Here is a 20,905-nt window from a genome sequence, read left to right as displayed (position 1 = left end):
ATAACAAACCTAAGAAATTAAGTTTTAAGAAATGAAATCAAGAAATTCTAAATTTGTTTTGAAGGCTGTCCTTATAGGCTTGGCCGCATTTGTTGTAACTGCTTGTACCGATAGTGATACAGCGCAGGAAGCACCGAAAAAAGTAGAAGATGGTATTAGCTTTGCTGTGACAGATATTCAGAATATCTCTGAATCTTCACTCCCAAAGACAAAGGCACCGTCTGTCTATGAAACAGCCTCTACTGCGCTTGAGGGTGAAGGAGCAGAGGGATTGTCGTTGTTAGAGACTACAGTTGAGGGTGTAAATCCTGTATACTACCCAGCTCCTACCCGTGGTACCATCACTACAAATGACAACTTTGCTGGTTTGAAAAAGCCATTTGCTATCTTTGCAACAAAGGAAGGTAGTACAGTTGCTAACTATCTCTACAATGAGAAGGTGAACGTTGATGGTACAATGGTAAATCCAGTGAAGTGGAAGAAGAGCGAGTCTTCAAAGTTGAAGTTCTTTGCTGTTCATCCAGCTACAGATGGTTCTAACCCATTGGTTACTACGTCTTCTGGTACAAACCCTGTTGTGAATTATGCTCCAAACACAGATGTGAAGAAGCAGTTTGACCTTTTGGTAGCAAACACAAACCCTTTCAATTATGATGACTATGTAAGTCAGAAGATTCCAATTGCGTTCTCACATGCCACAACTGCCGTTCTGTTTAAGGTTGGTAATGAACTCACTTACAAGCAGAAGGTTAAGAAGATTGAAATTAAGAACGTGATTGGTGATGGTACATACGATATTGCTACAAATGCGTGGACTGTAGGTACTACAAAGAAAACTTTCGAACTCGACCTTTCTACTGCACCTTTCAGTACAGCAACAAATGCTGGCTCTATTATGAATGGTGGTGACGGTACTTTCTTTATGGTTCCTCAGGATATTCCAGATGAGGCTTATGTGTTGATTACTTTTGTAAGTGGTAAGACTGTGAAAGCCAATATTGGTGGTACTGGTAAGAAGTGGGTTGCTGGTACGACCAAGACATATACTATCTCTAATTCAAAGGATTTGGATGATAGAACACTTACTCTAACAATTAATGCAGCTAAGAATATATTTGACTACAATGAGACCAACGTACCATTCACCGTTACAAGTTATAGCGAAGTGACAGGAAGTGGTAGACCTGCTAAGGCAGAGCCTTGGACAATTACAAAGTATGAGTCCAGTGCTGATGGTACTACTTGGACAGAGGGTAAGCCGTCAATGGTTGCTGATATGAGTTCTGAGAGTGGTAATGGTGGTACGTCTGCTGAGGCACGCACGATGACATTTACCAATGACTATCACGACTATAAGGCAGAGCGTGAGGCGGCACTTAAGGCAGCACATGAGGCGACTGGTACAGTAGACCTTTCTAAGGTTAATGGTCCACAGGAAACAGCTAACTGTTATGTAGTTTCAGCCAGTGGTAAGTATTCATTCCCAATGGTATATGGTAATGCTATAAAGAATGGTGCTACTAATGCTTCTTCTTATACTTCAAGTTATCCAGCCAGCGAACATATCTTTAATAAATTCTGGGGTGCTTCAGAGATTAACAGTCCATATATTACAGGTGCTGATGGTGCTAAAGTGTTGTGGACCAGTACTCCTGATATTGTATCTGACGTAACAATAAATGGTAGTAATGTTGAGTTCAAAGTCAACAAGGACAAAATGAAGGAGGCAAGTGTTATTATTGGTGTTACAAAAAATACATTGGGAGCTTATAATGTTCTTTGGAGTTGGCACATTTGGATTACCTCTAAGGATGTAATCGATACCAGCAAAGACTACTTTATGCGTGAGCCTTTAGGCTTCCGTCATACGGAGTGGCATGGTACTACTTATGAAAAGGACCGCAAGGTTCGTCTTACAGTTACTCAGACTCGCACAGGAAAGACTGCGCAGGTTGAGTTCACTCAAAAAGCATCTGCTCTTGTGCGTGAGGGCGAAGCAATGTACTATCAGCAGGGACGTAAGGATCCACTCTATCCAAGTAATGGTATGTCATTGCAGTCAACAGGTATTGACCCTAATGGTTACAATAGAGGTTTCTTACCATTCTGGGCTGTGAGAATGCCTCTTATGATGGCAAGATTCCGTACATACGATCCTAATGATTCAGGTATAGGAAAGGGAGAAGCAAATGGCGATTGGATGTGGATTAACTTCTCTGACCAAAGTGATGGTACTAAGTATTACAGCCACGCAGAACATGCTACCTACTTTAACTTGTGGGATGTGAATAACTGTGTAGGTTATCGTAACCCTAATGCTTTCGTAAAGACAGTATATGACCCAAGTCCTGCAGGATTCCGTGTTCCTCGTTTGGATGAGTTTACCAAGATTAACAATGGTAACAATGGTAAGGCTGCTTTTGTTCCTGCAATGGGTATTCTTAGTGAGAGAAACTTTACGATTACGGATGCAGGGCATAGCTACTATTGGTCGTCTGAGAAGAAGAAGGGTCCAGGTACACTCTCATCTACTCAGCAGTGGTACGGTTATTATGGTCTTCTTGCATTTGGTGTGAAGAATGGTAATACTACAACTTTGGGATTAGTGAGACCAGAGCATCCAAGTTCACCTATGTTTAAAGATATGGCTTCTGGTGCTAATGTAATCTCTATCAAGGAATAAACATAATCTTTTGCAGCAGACTGTAGTCATGACTGCATACTTTCAACAACTGCACTCTATTCGTAGGGGGCAGTTGTTTTGTTTATAGTGAATTGTGTTTTGTAAGATTTGTACGACTGCTCGATGTGTGATTCATTGTTGTGTTCTGCTTTAGTCTCGGTAAAATCTATTAGAATCACTATGGGAACTGGAGCCTTTTGTATATTCTTATCGCTATATTCTAATAACCAAGAAAAAACCTAAAACGAAGTTTGCTGTCATTACTGTCAGTCAGAGAGGGATGTTAACTTGCTTGTTTGCAGTATAGTTACGTGAAATGTTAAATGTGACAGCAAAACAAAATAAAACTTTTTTCGTATATTAAGTAATGTTTCTTGTCATCTTAGAGACATTTTATTAGCTCCTTTAGCAAGCGAATCTCTCGTTGTTATTATAGATAGGAATAGGACAGCAAAAGCCACTTCTTGTGTTGTTATTATAGTGAGGAATAGAGCAGCTAAAACCATTGTTTAGGGTCGTTAGCCATCCCCATTATTAGGTATTTTTCTTGTAAACACTTTCTATCTTGTTTTTTTTCATTACCTTTGTTTGTTCAAATATGTACAAGTAGACGAGTCTACGAGAGAAGAAGTAGACGAGTAGCTTGCTACACATGGCGAACTAAGAATAAGTAACGATAATTCTTGGATAAGAATTAAAATGATGATTGAGGCTTATGAAACTATCAGAATTGAAGACAGGAGAAACTGGTGTTATCGTAAAGGTATCGGGACACGGTGGATTTAGGAAACGAATAATAGAGATGGGATTTATCAAAGGCAAGACTGTTGAGGTGTTGCTCAATGCGCCTTTGCACGACCCTGTCAAATACAAAATTATGGGCTATGAGGTTAGTCTCCGTCATAGCGAGGCCGACCAGATAGAAGTATTGCCCGACACAGTCGACCCTGCGCAGGTAGAAGACGTAGAGTATGAGGAAAGTGAGCAATCAGCTGGCTCTACATCCTACGATAGTACCGACAAAGAACTAACCCCAGAGAAGCTGTCAGATGCCGTAGAACAAAAGAGCCGCACCATCAATGTGGCCCTTGTCGGTAATCCGAACTGTGGTAAGACATCGCTCTTCAACTTTGCATCAGGTGCACACGAGCGAGTAGGAAACTACTCGGGAGTGACGGTAGATGCGAAGGTGGGGCATGCTTCCTTTGATGGTTACGAGTTCAACCTCGTAGACCTTCCCGGCACTTATAGTCTTTCGGCTTATAGTCCGGAGGAACTCTATGTGCGTAAACAGTTGGTAGACAAGACGCCAGATGTCGTCATCAATGTGATAGACGCCTCAAACCTTGAGCGCAACCTTTATCTGACAACCCAGTTGATAGATATGCACATACGTATGGTTTGTGCCCTTAACATGTATGACGAGACAGAACAACGTGGCGACCATATTGATGCACAGAAGCTTTCAGAGCTCTTTGGAATACCGATGATACCGACGGTGTTCACCAATGGCAGGGGCGTACAAGAACTCTTCCGACAGATAATAGCCGTTTATGAAGGTACAGAAGACGAGTCACTGAAGTTTCGTCACATCCATATCAACCATGGTCATGAGATAGAACATGGTATTGAAGAGATGCAAGAGCACCTGAAGAAGTACCCAGAACTTTATCGGCGCTATTCAACCCGTTATCTCGCAATCAAACTGTTAGAGCATGACAAGGATGTAGAACAGCTCATTAGTCCGTTAGGCGACTCGGTCGAGATATTCAAACATCGTGATACAGCGGCTGCAAGAGTTAAGGAAGAGACAGGCAATGACAGCGAGACTGCGATAATGGATGCCAAGTATGGCTTTATTAATGGAGCACTGAAAGAGGCGAACTACTCGACAGGAGATAAGAAAGACACCTATCAGACCACCCATGTTATCGACCATGTCTTGACAAACAAATACTTTGGTTTCCCAATCTTCTTCCTTGTCTTGTTGGTAATGTTCACTGCTACCTTTGTCATCGGACAGTATCCGATGGACTGGATTGAGGCAGGTGTGGGCTGGTTAGGGCAGTTTGTCTCTACGAATATGCCTGACGGTCCGGTGAAGGATATGATTGTCGACGGTATAATCGGTGGTGTAGGTGCCGTTATCGTATTCCTCCCTCAGATCTTGATACTCTATTTCTTCATCTCCTATATGGAGGACTGTGGCTATATGTCACGTGCCGCCTTCATCATGGACAGGCTTATGCACAAGATGGGACTACATGGTAAGTCGTTCATCCCACTTATCATGGGCTTCGGTTGTAACGTACCTGCCGTGATGGCAACACGTACGATAGAAAGCCGGAGGAGCAGGTTGGTGACAATGCTGATACTCCCTTTGATGAGCTGTTCGGCTCGTCTACCAATCTATGTGATGATTACAGGCTCGTTCTTTGCCTTGAAGTATCGTTCGCTGGCCATGCTCTCCTTATATATAATAGGTGTGTTGATGGCAGTAGTGATGAGTCGTCTCTTCTCTGCCTTTGTAGTAAAAGGAGAGGACACTCCCTTTGTGATGGAGCTACCCCCTTATCGTTTCCCAACATGGAAGGCAATTGGTCGCCATACATGGGAGAAGGGTAAGCAGTATCTCAAGAAGATGGGAGGTATCATTCTCGTAGCTTCTATTATCGTGTGGGCCTTAGGCTATTTCCCTCTTCCAGATGATCCGAACATGGGGAAACAGGCTCGACAGGAGCAGAGTTATATCGGCAGAATCGGTAAAACCGTCGAACCCGTATTTCGTCCACAAGGTTTTAGTTGGCAATTGGATGTCGGCTTGCTGTCAGGTATGGGTGCGAAGGAGATTGTAGCATCAACAATGGGTGTGCTCTATTCTAATGATGATAGCTTCTCTGACGACAGTGGTTATAGTAGTGAGGTGGGTAAATACTCCAAACTACATAATCTAATAACAAAGGATGTGGCAACGATGCACCATGTAAGCTATGAGGAAGCAGAGCCTATAGCAACATTGACGGCCTTTGCTTTCCTACTCTTTGTCTTGCTCTATTTCCCTTGTGTAGCAACGATAGCGGCTATCAAGGGTGAAACAGGTAGTTGGGGATGGGCGCTCTTTGCTGCTGGATACACCACAGCCTTAGCCTGGATAGTCAGTGCGGTGGTCTTCCAAGTGGGTATGTTGTTCATCTGATGATAAGAAAAGACAGACAACATAAAAGCTATACATTCTCTTTAAGATTTAAGAAGACGCTCTTCTTGGTTTAAGAACATGCCCTTCTTGAACGTTGAAGACGCCCTTCTTGAGGCAAGAAGGGCGTCTTCTTCTTTGCAGTCTATAACTTACTGAGTATCGGTGAGTTATAGACTTGCTTTTTATGTGTATCCTTAAGTGTTTTTGTCAGACATTTGTACGTGTTTTAGTCAGGATATTTTGGAGACAGAATAACATAGGGACAGATGGAGACAGAGTGTTTTTTTAGAGACAGAATGACATAAAGACATATAATGACAGAGGATGTTTTGGAGACAGAATAACATAGGGACGAGTAAAGACAGATTTTTTTTAGAGACAGAATGACATAGAGACATATAATGACAGAGTGTTTTTTTAGAGACAGAATAACATAGTGACAGATGGAGACAGAGGATGTTTTAGAGACAGAGTAACAGAGGGACAGACGAAGAAAGGGGGATTCTTGAAGACAGAATGACATAATGACAAATGGAGACAGATGATTTTTTTGAAGACAGAATAACATAATGACAAATAAAGACTGGGTGTAAAGTATAAACAGAATTTGGTGGTAAAGCCGATAGAATTTGGTTTTGTTATTCCTAACAATAGGTTTATTTCGGTAATCACGCCCCTCTCCATTCGGAGAGGGGTTGGGGGTGAGGCCAAGAGGTGTTGTGGGTGTGGCTTGCTGGGGTTGTGGGTGTGGCTTGCTGGTGTTGTGGGTGTGGTTTGCTGGTGTTGTGGGTGTGGTTTGCTGGTGTTGTGGGTGTGACTTGCTGGTGTTGTGGGTGTGGCTTGCTGGTGTTGTGGGTGAGGCTTGCTGGTGTTGTGGGTGAGGCCGAATGAAAACAGAACTTTGTTAATTTGTCAATAAGTTTACTTGTCATAAACAAAAATCAGTTAAAGGACTACCCAACATACTCCTAAACCTGTCAACTCGTCTTTTAATTGCGTAGATTAATAATTATAGGTGTTTTGTATACTATTTTGTTGAATTTAGTAAGTAATCAGTTAAATTTTAATAGAAAATGTAATTTTAATCAGAAAAGGTTTGTGTTTTTTATAAATAATACTTAATTTTGCAGCCATTGAGCGTAAAAATCTTTAGATATTAAGCTGAAAAGTGATAATATATTTGATTTTACGACCTATCTCTGATGATATGTTTCATTGTGAAACATAAGGGTAACGTTTAGCGAAACAACTACACAATAATATTTATAATAATCAAAAGAGATCTATGGAGAAAAGATTTACTCTCTTTTTGTTTGGTCTTCTTCTGTCTTTAGGGACAGCATTTGGTCAGACAAAGATTAATGGTACCGTAGTTTCTCAGGACGATGGAGAGGCCGTTATCGGTGCGTCTGTCATGGTACAAGGTACTACGACGGGTACTGTCACAGATATTGACGGTCATTTCACACTTGATGTTCCTGCAGGAAAGAAACTCGTAGTCAGTTACATTGGTATGGTCACGCAGACCGTAGCAGCCAAAGACGGCATGAAGGTTGTCCTTAGTAATGACAATCATCAGCTTAATGAGGTTGTTGTAACTGGTATGACTCAACAAGACAAGCGCCTCTTCTCTGGTGCTGCAACAAAGATTGATGCTTCAAAAGCAAAGCTCGATGGTATGGCAGATGTGAGCCGTTCGCTCGAAGGTCGTGCTGCTGGTGTGAGTGTTCAGAACGTGTCTGGTACGTTCGGTACAGCACCTAAGATTCGTGTGCGTGGTAATACGTCAATCTTTGGTTCGTCAAAACCATTGTGGGTTGTTGATGGAGTCATCATGGAAGACATTGCTAATGTTGATGCAAGTTCGTTGTCATCAGGTGATGCAAAGACTTTGATTTCTTCTGCTATCGCTGGTCTGAATGCTGACGACATTGAGAGTTTTCAGATATTAAAGGACGGTTCGGCTACATCTATCTATGGTGCTCGTGCTATGGCGGGTGTGATTGTTGTGACAACAAAGAAGGGTAAGGCTGGTCAGAGCCATTTAAGTTATACCGGTGAGTACACTCTTCGTTTGAAGCCAAGCTATAAGAACTTCAATATCATGAACTCACAAGACCAGATGGAGATTTATCGTGAGTTGGAGAAGAAGGGCTATTTGAACTATGCCGAAATCGCTAACGCCTCTACAAGTGGCGTTTATGGTCGTATGTATCAGCTCATCTCTGAGTATGACGCTACTAAGGGACAGTTCGGTCTTGAGAACACACAGGCTGCACGTGACGCTTATCTGCGCGCTGCAGAGTATCGTAACACAGACTGGTTCGACCAGCTTTTCTCAAGTTCAATCATGCACAACCACTCAGTGAGTGCTTCTGGTGGTACAGACAAGGGTCAGTACTATGCTTCCCTCTCTGCAATGTATGATCCAGGATGGTATAAGTCAAGTCGTGTTCAGCGTTACACAGGTAATATCAACACAACTTATAATATTAACAAGCAGATAGGCTTGAACCTTATCGCTAATGCTTCTTATCGTAAACAGAGAGCTCCTGGTTCGTTGAGCCGTACGATCGACCCTACAACGGGTGCTGTTAGTCGTGCTTTCGACATCAACCCTTACTCTTACTCTCTGAATACCTCACGTACTCTCGACCCTAACGAGTCTTACACACGTAACTATGCTCCGTTCAACATCTTCAATGAGTTGGACAATAACTATATGGATCTTAATGTGCACGACTTCCGTGTTCAGGCCAGTGTAGACTATAAGCCTATCACAAAAGTTAAACTTACAGCCTTGATAGCAGTGAAGAGTGCAGCCTCATCGATGGAACATATCGTTCGAGAGAACTCTAATCAAGCATTGGCTTATCGTGCTATGAGTACGACAACTATCCGTGACGCGAATCCATACCTTTATACTGATCCTGATAACCCATTTGCTCTTCCAGAGTCAATCCTCAAAGAAGGCGGTATTCTCGATAGGACTGGTAACAATTTCTTCGGCTGGGACACACGTCTCTCTGCCGCTTATAATGATGTATTCAACGACACTCATATCGTAAACCTCTACGCAGGTGTGGAGAGTAACAGCGTTGACCGTAAGGCAACCTTCGACCGTGAGTGGGGTATGATGTTCGATGCTGGTGAGATTGCAAAGCTGAACTATCGTGCTTTCAAGATGTTCCAAGAGCAGGGATCTAACTACTATGGTTTGTCAAATACCCACATCCGCAGTCTTGCTTACTTCGGTACGGGTACCTATTCTTATAAGGGTCGCTATCAGGTAACGGGTACCTTCCGTTATGAAGGTACGAACTATCTGGGTAAGGCTACCTCAGCTCGTTGGCTGCCAACCTATAACGTTTCTGGTGCATGGAATGCACACGAGGAAGGTTGGTTCAGTAAGCTGTTCAAGCAGGCGTTGACACATGCAACATTGCGCCTCAGCTACTCACTTACTGGTGACCGTCCTCCTGTAACCAACTCATTGCCAATCTTCACAGCAACAGTGCCTTGGCGTCCATTCACCTCTATTCAAGAGACAGGATACGATGAGGAGTTCGGTAATAGTAACCTTACTTACGAGAAGAAACGTGAGTTCAACCTTGGTTTCGACTTTGGTTTCCTTGATAACCGTATCAATCTTACATCAGACTTCTACTGGCGTCGCAATAGTGACCTTATCGGTTACGTGAACCATCCACAGTTGGGTTCTTACAACCTTGCGAATGTTGCTTCAATGAAATCAAATGGTGTGGAGTTCTCATTGAACACACAAAACATCAAGACAAAGGACTTCAGTTGGGAAACAAACTTCATTTTCTCATGGACACATAATGAGATTACAAGTCTCTTCACCCATGCTCGTGTCGTTGACCTCGTACAGGGAACAGGTTATAGTCTTGTTGGTTATCCTGCAAACTCTATCTTTAGTATCCCATTCGCAGGACTTGATGGTGAGGGTCTACCAACATATATGAACGAGAATGGTAGAAGAACGGTCTCAGACCTTAACCTTCAAGAACGTGATCAGGAGAAGATTAAGTACTTGAAGTACGAAGGTCCTGCTGAGCCAACGACAACAGGCTCATTTGGTAACGTCTTCCGTTATAAGAACTGGGACCTCAATGTGTTCGTAACATATAGCTTTGGCAATAAAGTTCGACTGAACCATATATTCAATAACCGCTATGACGATATGGACGCCCTGCCTAAGGAGTTCCGTAATCGCTGGGCATACAGTGGTGATGAGGCTGTTACGAATATCCCAGTGATTGCTTCACGTCGTCAGAACCGTAACAACACGCAGTTGGATATTGCTTACAATGCTTATAACTATTCTGATGTTCGTATCGCAAAGGGCGACTTCATTCGTATGAAGGAAATCTCATTGGGTTATAACTTCCCTGCAACGATGATTAGAAGTATCGGCGTTAGCAGCTTAGGATTGAAGCTTCAGGCAACGAACCTCTTCCTGTTCTATTCAGACAAGAAGCTGAATGGTCAGGACCCAGAGTTCTTCAATACAGGTGGTGTGGCTGCACCAGTTCCAAAGCAGTTCACCTTGACATTGAGATTAGGTCTTTAATATTTTAACTGAGGGATAGGTTCAGCTGGGAATATCACAATATTTAATGATAATAAGGATAAACCCTAACAAGACTGAGGATTGTTAGATGACAACTGACAGGCTATGTGAAAGAAACTGAACCGGTACCAGAAGTAACTTAATATAGAACGAATATGAAAATTAAAAATATCATATATATGGGCAGTTTGATGCTTGCATCTGTGGCGATACTTGCATCTTGTTCTGACCAATTGGATACGTTGCCAGACAACCGTACTACTTTGGATACACCAAAGAAGATTGCGGGGCTGCTCGTAACAGCCTATCCAGACCGTACGCCGACCCTCTTTAACGAGTGGATGTCTGATAATACGGACTATATGGGACGTGATAATAGCCTTGGAAGTCGTGGTAATGACCAGTACTTCTTCTGGCAAGAGCAGACAGAGGGAGGTAATGACTCTCCTGAACAGGTGTGGATGTTTTATTATGATGGCGTCTACAAGGCTAATGAGGCTTTGGCTGCTATTGAGGAACAAGGTGGTGCAAAGAATGAGCAACTCAGCAACTCAAAGGGTGAGGCGCTGCTGCTCCGTGCTTACAACCACTTCATTCTTTCCAATGAGTTCTGCCGTCCTTATAATGGTAAGACCAGTCAGACTGATCCGGGACTCTATTATGCAACCGGAATAGCTGACTTCACCGCTGCAGCAGAGCAGAGCAATCGTGGTACGGTAGCTGATTTCTATGCAAAAATTGCTGCTGATATCGAGGCGGGTATACCATTGATTAACGATACATACGAGGTGCCAAAGTATCACTTCAATAAGCAGGCTGCCTACGCCTTTGCTACTCGCTTCTATCTTTATTATGAGAAGTGGGAGAAAGCAAAGGAATATGCAGACAAACTGTTGGGTAGTAATCCTGCAGCTTATCTGCGTGACTATAAAACTTTGCAGGCTATGCCTTTGAGTAATTCAGACCAGGCAGTGAAGATTGCTGAGGCTTATTGTAGTGCTTCTGCAGGTTGTAACCTTCTCATTCAGACCAGTGTCAGCAGTGCTGGTATGGCACTTGCTCCATGGGTATCAAATAAGCGTTATACCCTCACTAACTACTTGGCAAACACCGAGTTGTTTATGAGTAATAATATTTGGGGTTCAGCTGCAAACACCATCTGGCAGCCATTTACTGCTAATCAAGGTGAAGCTAACTTTGCTTTGTTGATGAAACTTCCACGTGAGATACAGATTATCAATACGACAACTGGTACAGGTTTTCTTCGCACATTGAATGTTGATTTCACTATGGATGAGGCTTTGCTCAATCGTGCTGAGGCTGAAATCATGCTTGGACAGAACGATGCAGCCTGTGCAGATATGAACACTTGGATGCATAACTACTTCAATACCAGCGTGACGCTGACGCCTTCAAGTGTGCAAACTTACTTTAATTCAGTGCCATACGCATACGCTGATGCCGATAAGATGGTGCCAAGTTTCAAGAAGCACATCAGTCCTCGCTTCGCTATTGATGCCGAAGGGTCCGTACAGGAGTCACTCTTGCAGTGCTTGCTGAACTTCCGTCGTATCGAGACAGTACATCAGGGATTGCGTTGGATGGATATCCGACGTTACAACATCGAGATACCTCGTCGACTCATCGGTGCTAATGGTAAACCTTCTAAGAACCTTGATTGGTTGGTGAAGGATGATCCACGTCAGACAGTTCAGATTCCACAGAGTATTCGTGAGGCTGGTGTTGAAGGTAACCCTACCAAGACAGCTGTGCCAAATGCAACACTCATCAACCCTTCTGCCTACAGCGGACCAGGTTTCTCAGTGGTCAATCAGTATCCTGCTCAGGCTGGTGCACACACTTTTTAATAGCTAATTAAAGGATTAAGAAATGAAAAAAAACATATTAGCTTTATCGCTCTTGGCAGCAGTAGCAACTGGTTTCACTGCTTGTTCAGATGATGCTTTGTCAAGTGAGAGCGTTATCAAGTCTTCCAAGACAGCAGACACAGCCTTTGACAAGTGGCTGTATAAGAATTTCGTAGTACCTTATAACATTCAGATTCAGTGGCGTTATGAGGACAATGAGTCAGACATGTCTTACTATGACGTACCTGCTGATTCGGATCAGTCAGTCGAGTTAGCACATATCATTAAGTACACCTGTGTGGAAGCTTATACCGAAGCTGCAGGCATTGACTTCACACGTCGTTACTTCCCAAAGCTCTTTAGCTTCTTAGGTGAGTTCGAATACGAGAACAGTGGTAGCCAGAAACTCGGTACTGCAGAGGGTGGAAAGAAGATACGTCTCTTGGGTGTTAACTATATTGATAAGTATAAGACCAATCGTCCTCTACTTGATGAATATTTCCTTAAGACCATTCACCACGAGTTTGTTCATATCGTTAACCAGACCAAGGACTACCCACGTGACTTCGGTAAGGTGACTCCAAATGGTTATGTTAATGACTCATGGAGTTCTGAAACGTATGGAGAAGGCTTTGAGAAGCGTGGTTTCGTTTCAGCATACTCACAGAAGGAAGAGCGCGAGGACTTTGCCGAGATGGTAAGTACTTACATTATCTCAACACCTGCGCAGTGGAATGCTATTATTAAGAAGGCTACTCTTGTTGATGCGAATGGAAACCCTATCAAGGATCAGGGAACAGGAAAACCTGCTCCTCAACCAGGCGTAGAAGCGCTTGAGAAGAAGCTTGAGATTTGCAAACGTTACTATAAGGAGACCTTTAATGTCGACCTTGATAAGGTGCGTGATGCTGTTATCAGACGTGAAAACAACGTTGTTAGTGGCAGTTATAATCTTACAAGTCTTAACTAACAAGAAAGGATTACAATAATGAAAGCAACTAAATTATTTATATATCTCCTACTTGCTTTGCCAGCATTCTTCCTTCAGTCATGTCAGACTGAGGAGGATAATGTCTTTGATAAGCCTTATTCTGAGCGCATGGGAGAGTTCCTGCAGAAGGCTCAGGATACATTGACTGCATCGCAATATGGATGGGTATTAGACTATTACCCACAGAGTAATCAGGTGTATGGTGGCGTGGCTTATACTATTAAGTTCACTCATGATGATGCCATCGTACGCTATGAGAAAAACCCTGATGATGGCGAAGTGAAGTCATTGTATAAGATGAAAGAGGACGACGGACCTGTCTTGTCATTCGATACTTACAATGCTTTCCTTCATAAGTATGCTACTCCAAAGAAGGGTGAGTATCGTGGTATGGAAGGCGATTTCGAGTTTGTTATTGACGAAATTAAGGCTGACTACATCAAGGTTCATGGCAAACGTTCGTTGAATACTATGTATCTTCGCAAGCTCTCTGAGCCTGCAACTGACTATATAGAGCAGGTGACCGACCTCACCAACCTCTTTGTTTTCTCTGATTTCAATCTTAGTATTGGTGGAAAGACTTACACGCTCGTTATTACCGATAGGGATAATCGTCAGTTAGCTATCTATGATGGCAATACTCCTATAGCTGAGTCTGCTTATACCTTTACTGATAGGGGAATCCGTTTGTACGAACCTATCACGATTAATGGTGCTGTTGTCTATGATTTGACCTTTGATAAAGAGACTGCAAAGCTCTCTGGTAACGGTGTTCAGACTACTTCTTCAAAGATTGATGTCAACGTTATTGCCAATCTGATTGGTACTATTGATGTCTCTAATGGTGCTAAGAAAATTAAGAAGACAATACCTTATCTTAGTTGGCTCAACGTCAGCTGTGACGCTTCATGGGTTCACCTAACAAAGGAGGGCAACACGCTTACCATTGATGTAGACGCCAATGCGATTGCTACCAAGGCGCGTGGTGCTAAGATTAAGATTTCTAATGGTATTGATGAAGCAAGTGCAGCGGTTATGCAATATGACCTCTCTGCTCTCATGGGTTACTATGAACTCAAGATGACTTCATACGTTGCTGGTGACAATAACAAGGATGTTCTCAAGGTGAATACACGCCAAGCTCGACTGAGATATGAAGGCTCTGGTGCGAACCGTAAGTTCTATTTGAATGTTTCCAGTCCTTATGGTGACGACTTTGTATTCCCATTGACCTACGTGGCTTCCGCAAAAGCGTTCTTAATGCAGAGTGGTCAGAATGTGATAACAATACGAAATAGTAGAGCAACCTACTACATTGCTAATTCTTTTAATATTGATGCAAATCGTGGTACGGGTACAGATACTGATTTCTATAACCTGATTACCTTCTCTGTAAATGAGAATGGTGATATCAGTGCATCACTTTGTGGTCCATTATTCGTCAAAGTTAACGGACAGCTAAGGTACGTGAATTTGACTACTGAACGCTTCATTCTGAATGCTTACTCGAGCGAACCATTTAGCGATGATAATATTGTTGCTATGTTGGATATGTGGATTAACCCAGTGATAACGAAGAGGTCTTCTTCATCCTCATCTGCTAAGCCTGCTATCTTACCAGAGGAGACATCCGACAATACTCTGTCATTACAGATGCCACAGTATCTGCCAAATCGTATTCCAAGCTTTGATGTAGACTTTAGCTCACGTCTTACCACATCTGTAGCGAAACAAGTAAAACTAAACAAGTAAATGTTTTATGAGAAAGATATTTAATATTTGTATTCTCTTTGCTGTTGCTGCGGGCTTTATTGCCTGCAGTGACGACAATGATGCAGGTAGTTCTTACTTGCGTAAGAATCCTGTCAATGTGGTAAGCTCTAAGCTTTTCTTCTCTGCTGCGGCACAGAAGGGTGGGGTGAAGTTTACTGCACCAGCTGGCTCAACCGTCTCTGTCAGTGATTCATGGGCTACGGCACAACTGCTGAATGACTCGGTCGTTGTCAGTGTTACTAACAATCCAGCTGTCGACAGTCGTTCTGCTGTGTTGACTATCAAGAATGGGAATGACTCTACTAATCTGCCTATCTTGCAGTCGGGAGCTGTCTTTAAATATAAAGGAGCTAAGAATATTGTTGTTAGCGACAAGGATACAACCCTTACGTTGCCTTATTCAAAGGTGGGTGCTGAACCAGCCTTAGTGCTTGCCGATTCTGCTGATGCTTCTGCGGTATCATCTGTTGAGGACAAGGACTCTGCTTTTGTGGCACATATCAATGCCAATTCAACAGGTGAGGTTCGTACGTTCTTGCTCGTTCTGAAGAACCAAGAGCAGCGTGATACGATTACTGTAACGCAGGGAAGCATTGATGATTTCGTTGGTAAAACGTATAGTCTCTATGGGTATGACTTGTTGAAGATGACAAGCTCAACAACTGATATCAACTCATTGGTCACGCAGTTTGTTGGTACCTTTGAGAAGGTATCTGATACTAAGCTGTCTTTCGTCTCTGATGACACGGGTATGAAGATGCTTTTTTATTTCGATCCTGCTGACCTCTCACTGACATTGAAGGGTGGTGAATTTATCCTTTCACAAACGAAGGATAATACGTCATATCGCTATCGTACAGCTTTTTGGGATATAAAACACTATGCTGTATTGATGAACCTTATCCAACAGCAGACAGCAGCACATAACGCTGGTAAAGTGAGTGATGATGACTTTGCTAAATTCCAGAGTATGGTTACTGCTATCTATGACATCTATGCTTCACCTAATCTGTCACTGACAGCACGAATGACTTACTCTAAGGAGGATGGCATGGTTGCTGGTCTCCTTGAGAGTAATGCTGCGAGTGCTGCTTACATCCAGTCTTATAATGCTTTAGGAAAACTGGGTTTCCCTATTGGTTCATTTAATGGAAATGCACTCGCTATCTATAAGTATGCCCAACAAGGACGCACGCTAACTTTTAACAATGTTTCCTATATGCTTCAACCAGTGATGCTCTTCCATCCTTTGAGCACAAGTGCTAAGCCTGCAGCATTCTTGAAGAAGAGATAAAACAGTAAAAAAGATAAGTTCGAAAAAGGCTAATGCCGTAAGTATGCAGCTGTGGTTCCTACCACAATGCAGGCTTACGGCATTCTTTTTGTTCGCTCGATACAGCAAACATGGTATGACATTTATTCCTCGACACAGGCTTACTATGTTCTTATTATTCGTTCGATATAGCAAGCATGGTTTGACATTTATTCCCCGATACAGGCTTATCAAATCTTTTTTATTCACTTGATACAGGGACTGATAAACCCCTCCTGACAACAACACGATTATTACGTATTATACAAGATAAGTTTTATTTTGTTTTGCTGTCACATTTAACACTTCGATTTAACGTGCTGTTTCTTATAGAGTTACGTCATTATTTTGGATGACAGAAATGACAGGAAAACATATTTTAAGATTTCCTCTTTGTGATAGAAAACTAAAGATTTAATGCGAAAGTTAAGATAAAACAATTTACCAATGAGCCGTTCTTTACGCAAGAACATCAACGTGTCATCACCATTGTAACGCTTTCACCTGTACAAATGGATGATGGCCTCACCCCCAGCCCCGTTCGGCCTCACCCCCAACCCCTCTCCGAATGGCGAGGGGCGTAGTATGTGAGGTTACCCCTATTGGGTTGCTTGCATACTTCGTAGAGGTTTTTTCTCTCACAGAACTCACAGATTTGACAGACCCTTTTAGCGCACAGTATCGAACTCACAGAACGCCTCCGGCATACAGAATTCACAGAGCGTAACTGCCAAAGATGGCTGTAAGGTTCTGTGAAATCGGTTGACTTAATGTCTCTGTGGAATGCTGTGTATTCTGTTCTTCTGTGTTTTTCTGTGAGAATGAGAACGCACCCACTCTATGAGATAACACACAAACAACTCGCTGCGGAGTTTTTTCTCTCACAGAACTCACAGATTTGACAGACCCTTTTGCGCACAGTTTCGATCTCACAGAACGCCTCCGGCATACAGATATCACAGAACTTTACAGCTCATATTGGCTATAAATTCTGTGTTATCTGTCGTCTGCTTGCAGACGTTTATGTGTTCTCCCTGTTCGCAGAAAGGCTTCTGTTCATCTGTGAAAATCTGTGAGAGATAACATTGCCAACGAGCCTCTTGCGTTCTAAACTCTGTGAGAAAAAACATTCTCAATGAATCAAGACGTATGCTGATAAGCTTCTGTTAAATCTGTCAATCCTGTGAGTAATAAATCTGCCAACATCGCTTAACTCTTATGAAAATACTTGACAGAATATCGCAAGTTATTCCTTAAACCACAACTGGGATACCTCGCAAAACACACTTCGCAACTAACTTAAAATCAGTAACTTATCTCCCCCGTTCAAGAAGAGCCTCCCCTTGCTCGAAGAAGGAGCCCTTCTACACACAAGAAGAGCATATCCTCGAATAAAGAAGGGCGTCTTCTTTAATCATGAAGGGCAAGTATTAGACTGGAGAAGTTTATTAAAACGGAAAAAACTTTACTCCTCTTAATCTTTTATAAGCAATTCTCTAAACCGAATTTTCTGCTCGAATAACTCCTCAATGCTTTGGTAAAGGAATTGACTTTGCCAATCGAATTGTGGCTTGTTAGCCGATAAGTTTGCATCAGACTTAAACTTTAGGCGCACTCTATAATACTGAACTAATTTTCCTTCAGCTTCTTTGTCGGCTGCAAATAAATATACATATTGGCAACCAACATACTTGTGCATCGCTTCAAGTGTCTCCACAACCTTTAACCAAAACAAGGTTTCGCCCATCCTTATATGCTTTGGTAGACCCAATGACGCCCAATACGCTCGTGCAGCGTCATTGATTCCAAACAGTTTCAGCTCTACGGCTGGATAGGAAGCGAGCACCTTTGTAACCTCTTTTGTTCTTTCTATTTTCTCGTCTTTCTCCCAAGATTCCTTCTTACCAGCATACCTAAAGATGTCGTCAGGTGTCATATTGTAGTCTTTGGTTGCCTTGACATCCCTTAATAATTGGTCCTTTTCTGTGTCAGACGAAAAATCTCTATTCATCAGTCTACGAAGCGCTTCCCTTGCATTATAGCCTACTCTCATCCTTTCGGGCTGAGCCATCTCGAATAGTTCGCCACATCGTATAGAGAAGAAGATTAAAGGGATATTTGTTGGAGACATCACAACAAAAGAGGCAAGATGACCTTTAAAGTCATCTTCTACATATTCTACGGAATTAAACCACGCTATGATATGTCTTTGTTCCACACCTTCAACGGTTGGACCAGTCATAGCGTCCAAGATACTCTTATCTATTTCGCGTACTCTTCTTACCTCAAAGGCATCTATTAAGGTTAACGCTTCTTCTATTACTTTAGACATTTAGTTTTCTTTGTTGAGCTGAGGTAATATCTCATCGAAATAGAACCGCCGCATCTTTATGCGTTCTGCGTCTTGTATGATATCATCGAGTGCCATCGGAACATCGCATCGGTCGTCGTCTCCATAGCCTTCACGGGCATGCTGCCAAGAACTTTCTCCATGAGCAAGAATACTTAATGACCATGAATCTTTAGGGGCATAATGCTGGAAAACATAATCGAACGACTCAAGGAAAGGAGCCAACTCCGTCTGTGATGGTAGCTCGTTGAGTGCCTTAGCCTTATATTTGTTGCGTACCTTAACGATTACAGGCCCATATTTCCATGCCTCAAACTGTTCGTCGAACATGGGTTGACCAGTGCGGATAATAGACTCTCGCTGAGAAAAATACATGAGTTTATGAAGTTTCATCTCGTCTATCTCACTATTCCTCTCATCTTTATACCTTTTAAAGATATAAGAAGCTGCTTTTATAACATCAATCATTAGAAACTATTATTGGGAGTTCTCTTATCTCTCTGACCTCTCATGGGGGTAGAAGATTATAAGTGCTTTATGGTGCAAAACTACTAAAAATATCCGATATATGCAACTCCTTGGAATAAAATCTTTCTCGCCTTATTTGCATTTCGGCTATTTTGCAAGATAGACAAACTAAGGCTGCAGGGGCTGAGCTTATTCTATGGCATACAAAGGATTGGGAAAGACTATACCCTTTCTACAAGCCGTCGCTCTAACATTATTCTCTATCCTGTATTTAATGCTGCGTTTCTCCGATTTTATCCATATATGTAATGCCCAAAGCAGACAAAACAAATACAATATGAATACTGATTTGCATAATCGTGTGTTGTGTATCTATATTTTCTGCTACAAATGTTTCCAACAAATGAACGGCAGAAATGCTGATAAGCGAAATCATCAATTTATGTTTTAATGCATTTGGATTTATCTTACCAAGATAACTAAACTGATTACTATCCTTGTCTTTCTCTATGATTTCCAGTCTGCTAACAAACGACCAATATCCTCCAATTACACATACGATGATTAAGTTCAGAACCATTGAGACATCCACAATCCCTATAGCGAGCATAAGCATAGTTTCTTCTGTGAATGTCTCAATATTTATAAGGCTATGTATGACATCTTTACAAAAGACGTATGAATACATTCCCATTACTACGCACATACCGAGATAAACAGGAACTTGGAGCCATCGACTTTGAAAGATACACCACTCTATGACTTTTTCTAATTTGTTACTCATAAATATGATATTTAAAGTATTTGCATTAAGTAATCAACTATCTTTGAATGACGTAGATGAATTTTTTCTTTATCCCAAATTGGGTCTTGTTCCGTCATTCTACGAACCTCCCTTTGCTGCTGCAAATATGTATAACTTTCTCGCTTTTTCTGGAATCTTTCATTGCTTAATGACATGTTATGGCTACCAGACAGTAGCAAGTAGTTTCCCAAACATTCCAAATAACGATTATAGAAGTCCTCATCATAAGGGCAATATCCATTGTTCGGTTCTTTGTTTTCTGTTTGTGGAGCGATATGTTCAAGATGAGGTTGCTCAATGTCGTCATACCTCAATACCTTATATCCTGCTTTCCCACACTGAATAAGGTGATTTTCATATTTCCATAAGAGTATTTTGGCTGTGTTGTGGTTCATTCCCATATTTAGAGTACGTAATAATTCATCATTATTCCAATAGCCCCACCAGTCTTTCCTACTCTTCATCCATTGGATGTGATTGACTACATTTTTTGCTCCATTACCCATCATTTTATAAGAGTCATTCAGACGCCACAAAAGATTAGCTCTTGTACCTATAATTCGATGGCGGAGGAATATTTGTTCTAATGCTCTTGCTAATTCTTCCAGTTCTTTTTGAGGCATTCCTTTTAACAATGCTTTGATAACAAAAGGAAACATAATACTTCGATCTGCTGCAATTAGCAAAGCATGATAAGTGATATTTTTCTTTGTTTCATCTAAAAAGTTGCTTATTTGGCTAAAACAAGACGATAGTAGCTGCGTAAATTTTCTAATGAATGATATACAACTATCGGCTTTGCCTAATTCTTTGTTTACAAAATCTGTTGAGTTTATTTCGTCAAGAGAATTCCGATAAACTTTTA

General features: G+C 41.9%; 11 protein-coding genes. 7 read left to right on the top strand and 4 right to left on the bottom strand.

Going from position 1 to position 20,905, the window contains the following annotated elements:
• The first annotated feature begins 31 nt into the window (after window positions 1-31).
• The 7 genes from CHB62_RS07435 to CHB62_RS07405 all read left to right on the top strand — a co-directional run bounded on the left by CHB62_RS07435 (window position 32) and on the right by CHB62_RS07405 (window position 16,399).
• Entirely contained in the window at window positions 32-2,683 is a 2,652-nt protein-coding gene (locus CHB62_RS07435; protein ID WP_089366331.1) for a fimbrillin family protein, read from the top strand.
• A gap of 715 nt (window positions 2,684-3,398) precedes the next feature.
• Window positions 3,399-5,879, top strand: a complete 2,481-nt coding sequence (gene feoB, locus CHB62_RS07430) for a ferrous iron transport protein B (protein ID WP_009011702.1) — start codon at window positions 3,399-3,401, stop codon at window positions 5,877-5,879.
• A gap of 1,285 nt (window positions 5,880-7,164) precedes the next feature.
• Complete coding sequence (locus tag CHB62_RS07425) at window positions 7,165-10,473, top strand: SusC/RagA family TonB-linked outer membrane protein (RefSeq protein WP_089366330.1); 3,309 nt, start codon at window positions 7,165-7,167, stop codon at window positions 10,471-10,473.
• A 155-nt stretch (window positions 10,474-10,628) separates the two neighbouring features.
• Window positions 10,629-12,341 (top strand): RagB/SusD family nutrient uptake outer membrane protein, encoded by a 1,713-nt coding sequence (locus CHB62_RS07420; protein ID WP_089366329.1) that lies wholly within the window; start codon window positions 10,629-10,631, stop codon window positions 12,339-12,341.
• A gap of 22 nt (window positions 12,342-12,363) precedes the next feature.
• Window positions 12,364-13,311, top strand: a complete 948-nt coding sequence (locus CHB62_RS07415; protein ID WP_089366328.1) for a zinc-binding metallopeptidase — start codon at window positions 12,364-12,366, stop codon at window positions 13,309-13,311.
• An 18-nt stretch (window positions 13,312-13,329) separates the two neighbouring features.
• A complete protein-coding gene (locus CHB62_RS07410; RefSeq protein WP_089366327.1) occupies window positions 13,330-15,084 on the top strand; it encodes a DUF4302 domain-containing protein in 1,755 nt (584 codons plus the stop codon).
• A gap of 7 nt (window positions 15,085-15,091) precedes the next feature.
• Window positions 15,092-16,399, top strand: a complete 1,308-nt coding sequence (locus CHB62_RS07405; protein WP_089366326.1) for a BACON domain-containing protein — start codon at window positions 15,092-15,094, stop codon at window positions 16,397-16,399.
• A 1,492-nt stretch (window positions 16,400-17,891) separates the two neighbouring features.
• Here CHB62_RS07405 and CHB62_RS07395 read toward each other — a convergent pair.
• From CHB62_RS07395 to CHB62_RS07380, 4 genes are all read right to left on the bottom strand, one after another.
• Window positions 17,892-18,749, bottom strand: a complete 858-nt coding sequence (locus tag CHB62_RS07395; protein WP_254919372.1) for a hypothetical protein — start codon at window positions 18,747-18,749, stop codon at window positions 17,892-17,894.
• Window positions 18,750-19,235, bottom strand: coding sequence for a Panacea domain-containing protein (locus CHB62_RS07390; RefSeq protein ID WP_089366325.1), 486 nt, complete (start codon window positions 19,233-19,235; stop codon window positions 18,750-18,752).
• A gap of 271 nt (window positions 19,236-19,506) precedes the next feature.
• Complete coding sequence (locus CHB62_RS07385; protein WP_089366324.1) at window positions 19,507-20,019, bottom strand: TIGR00645 family protein; 513 nt, start codon at window positions 20,017-20,019, stop codon at window positions 19,507-19,509.
• 11 nt (window positions 20,020-20,030) lie between these two features.
• A partial coding sequence (locus CHB62_RS07380; RefSeq protein ID WP_141240411.1) for an HNH endonuclease family protein occupies window positions 20,031-20,905 on the bottom strand: 875 nt, incomplete at its 5' end.

Origin of the sequence: Prevotella jejuni, assembly GCF_900187995.1 — a bacterium.
Classification (GTDB): Bacteria; Bacteroidota; Bacteroidia; order Bacteroidales; family Bacteroidaceae; genus Prevotella; species Prevotella jejuni.
Note: the sequence above shows the minus strand (reverse complement) of the source record. Positions and strands in the feature narration are given on the sequence as shown.

What these genes read in the sequence shown, in the direction of transcription:
- CHB62_RS07435 (WP_089366331.1), top strand. Translation starts at nt 32, where the DNA reads ATGAAATCAAGAAATTCTAAATTTGTTTTGAAGGCTGTCCTTATAGGC.
- feoB (WP_009011702.1), top strand. Translation starts at nt 3,399, where the DNA reads ATGAAACTATCAGAATTGAAGACAGGAGAAACTGGTGTTATCGTAAAG.
- CHB62_RS07425 (WP_089366330.1), top strand. Translation starts at nt 7,165, where the DNA reads ATGGAGAAAAGATTTACTCTCTTTTTGTTTGGTCTTCTTCTGTCTTTA.
- CHB62_RS07420 (WP_089366329.1), top strand. Translation starts at nt 10,629, where the DNA reads ATGAAAATTAAAAATATCATATATATGGGCAGTTTGATGCTTGCATCT.
- CHB62_RS07415 (WP_089366328.1), top strand. Translation starts at nt 12,364, where the DNA reads ATGAAAAAAAACATATTAGCTTTATCGCTCTTGGCAGCAGTAGCAACT.
- CHB62_RS07410 (WP_089366327.1), top strand. Translation starts at nt 13,330, where the DNA reads ATGAAAGCAACTAAATTATTTATATATCTCCTACTTGCTTTGCCAGCA.
- CHB62_RS07405 (WP_089366326.1), top strand. Translation starts at nt 15,092, where the DNA reads ATGAGAAAGATATTTAATATTTGTATTCTCTTTGCTGTTGCTGCGGGC.
- CHB62_RS07395 (WP_254919372.1), bottom strand. Translation starts at nt 18,749, where the DNA reads ATGTCTAAAGTAATAGAAGAAGCGTTAACCTTAATAGATGCCTTTGAG.
- CHB62_RS07390 (WP_089366325.1), bottom strand. Translation starts at nt 19,235, where the DNA reads ATGATTGATGTTATAAAAGCAGCTTCTTATATCTTTAAAAGGTATAAA.
- CHB62_RS07385 (WP_089366324.1), bottom strand. Translation starts at nt 20,019, where the DNA reads ATGAGTAACAAATTAGAAAAAGTCATAGAGTGGTGTATCTTTCAAAGT.